This is a genomic window from Moorena sp. SIO2C4 (genome assembly GCF_010672485.1).
Classification (GTDB): Bacteria; Cyanobacteriota; Cyanobacteriia; order Cyanobacteriales; family Coleofasciculaceae; genus Moorena; species Moorena producens.
Map to the genome: position 1 here is coordinate 1 of NZ_JAAHGN010001202.1, position 2,111 is coordinate 2,111.

Below are 2,111 nucleotides of genomic sequence, written 5' to 3' on the forward strand. Positions count from 1 at the left end.
TGGTGGGGGAACAAAACTATGAAGCGATGCAGCGCGGTCTTGGGGAGGCAGCGCGGTCTTGGGGGTTCCCCCCACTCGCTATTGCCGTGGTTTCCCCCACTCGCTATTGCATCAAGACAAGTCCCCCAGAATTGGGGGATTTAGGGGGCTTTAAGACAACCAAATTATCGCACATTCATTCCTTAATTCAGCAACGCCAATGTTTTAGGGTCATTCCTAGCTAGAGCGTTGATTGAGAAATGCAATATAAGCATCAGCTATCAGCTATCAGCTATCAGCTTTGGGCCTGTGGCCACGCTACACCGAACAGTTTATGCCCATAGCGCACGCTACTGTTCGCGCAGCGTGCGCGTAGCGCAATCGGTGCTTTTAGCTGAGGGCTGAGGGCTGAGGGCTGACGGCTGACGGCTGAATGCAAGATAAGATCAAGCTCCCATCCCAGAATAATGCTTTAACCCCTTACGCCATAACCAGCGGTTGACTAGGAAAAATACCAAACTCCAACCTAGAATTATCAAGATTCCCCCCACCACATTCACTGGTAAACCAATAAATAGTGCTGCTGGGAAGTGCATCAAATAAGGGAAGGGTGTCCACTGGGCAATTTGCCGTACCAAAGGAGGAAAGACTTCCAACGGAGCAATTAACCCAGAAAGAAATAAGTAGAGCAAAAATGATAATTCTTCAATAGCACTAGCTCGTTCTGTCCAAAAGGCGAACATGGCAAAGGTATACTGCATCAAAAAGCGTAGGGCAAAGCTCATTGCTACCACCAGGCAACCGAGTAACAAATTGCCAAGATTCGGTAGCCAAGCTGCTTGGGGATACAGCATAAAAAACAAACCGATTAGCCCTAGGTTAAACGGCATACGGATAAATCGTTCTGCTAAGTGAGCGGCTACGTGATGCCACACTGGATCAATTGGCTGTAGTAATCGTGGGGAAAGTTTCCCTTGCAACACTTGTTCTTGAAATTCAAAAATAACCCATACCAAGTTGAACTGGCGGATAAAAAACACTGAGATAAAGTAACGGGCAAATTCTGTAGAATTCAGACCAAATTCTGCTTCTTGGGATGCCTTGATCCAAATCCCCATTAGAATCAGAGGTAACAGATTCGACAGTACCCAAAAAAATATTTCTGCCCGATATTCCATCATATGGGCGTAATAAACACTCAGGAAGGTTTTAACGATTCTTAGGACGCGCTTCATTTATTTTAAGTAGGGAGTAGGGAATCGGGAATCGGGAATCGGGAATCGGGAACTTCCAATCAAAAAAATCTAAATTTTACAGTCTAAATTATTAATTATTAAGGCTGCATTATTAAGGCTACATTATTAATTTTTAATTCTTAATTCTGCCTTCTAAATTCTTAATTTTTAATTCTTAATTTTTAATTCTTAATTCTGCCTTATGACCGACAACCTTTAACCAGCTAACCTTTGCAGCAAAGTTCACTCTACTACTCCTGCCTGGAAAACACGACCAATAACTTCTTCAATGGGAGGGTCAGTTACGCTTAAATCTATCACCTCCAGCTCAGCGAGAATCCGAGCCACAGTCTCGGTAAGCACTTCCCGACGCACTAGGAAACGCACGTGGTGACCATCTATTTCTTTGAGTTCACCATAGCGCTGTAAAGACATTTCCTGGCCATTCTTTACCTCAGGTAAGGGCTGGGCAAGTTCTACCGTGATCTCACGATAGGGAGCAAAGCGGTCAAGTAATCCGTCTAGAGAGCCATCATAAATCAGCCGACCTTCATGGATTAGTAGCACCCGTTGGCAAAGAGCAGTGATATCGGCCATGTAGTGACTGGTTAAGAGTATTGTTGCTCCTGTGCGTTGGTTGTACTCCCGCAAGAAATCCCGCACGGCCAGTTGAGCATTGACATCTAATCCTAAGGTAGGTTCATCTAAAAATAGAACTTGGGGTTGGTGTAGCAGTGCTGCTAGTAGTTCCGCTTTCATGCGCTCTCCTAGGGAGAGTTTTCTTACTGGCTGAGTGAGTTTCCCTTCTAGGGAGAGCATCTCAGTAAGTTCCCCAACTCGATACTTATAGTCAGTATCAGAAATACCATAGACAGCGGCATTGATTCTCAAGGAATC

Annotated in this window: 4 protein-coding genes; 2 read left to right on the plus strand and 2 right to left on the minus strand. The window is 44.9% G+C overall.

Features of this window, described 5'->3' with window-relative positions; all coding sequences use genetic code 11:
* Window positions 1-224: hypothetical protein (locus F6K20_RS35565; protein ID WP_287297959.1), on the plus strand; the 224-nt coding region annotated here is incomplete at its 5' end.
* Window positions 225-228: 4 nt separating this feature from the next.
* Window positions 229-384 (plus strand): hypothetical protein, encoded by a 156-nt coding sequence (locus tag F6K20_RS35570; protein WP_287297961.1) that lies wholly within the window; start codon window positions 229-231, stop codon window positions 382-384.
* Window positions 385-425: 41 nt separating this feature from the next.
* On the opposite strand, the gene F6K20_RS35575 is transcribed toward F6K20_RS35570, so the two are convergent.
* Together F6K20_RS35575 and F6K20_RS35580 are read right to left on the minus strand one after the other, a co-directional pair.
* The gene (locus F6K20_RS35575) at window positions 426-1,214 is read right to left on the minus strand and encodes an ABC transporter permease (RefSeq protein WP_044495341.1); all 789 of its coding nucleotides are present in this window, start codon (window positions 1,212-1,214) and stop codon (window positions 426-428) included.
* Window positions 1,215-1,457: 243 nt separating this feature from the next.
* The coding region (locus tag F6K20_RS35580) for an ABC transporter ATP-binding protein (protein WP_287297963.1) at window positions 1,458-2,111 on the minus strand (654 nt) is incomplete at its 5' end.

Excerpts from the sequence above, each read along its gene's own strand:
- F6K20_RS35575 (WP_044495341.1), bottom strand. The coding sequence starts at position 1,214 with ATGAAGCGCGTCCTAAGAATCGTTAAAACCTTCCTGAGTGTTTATTAC.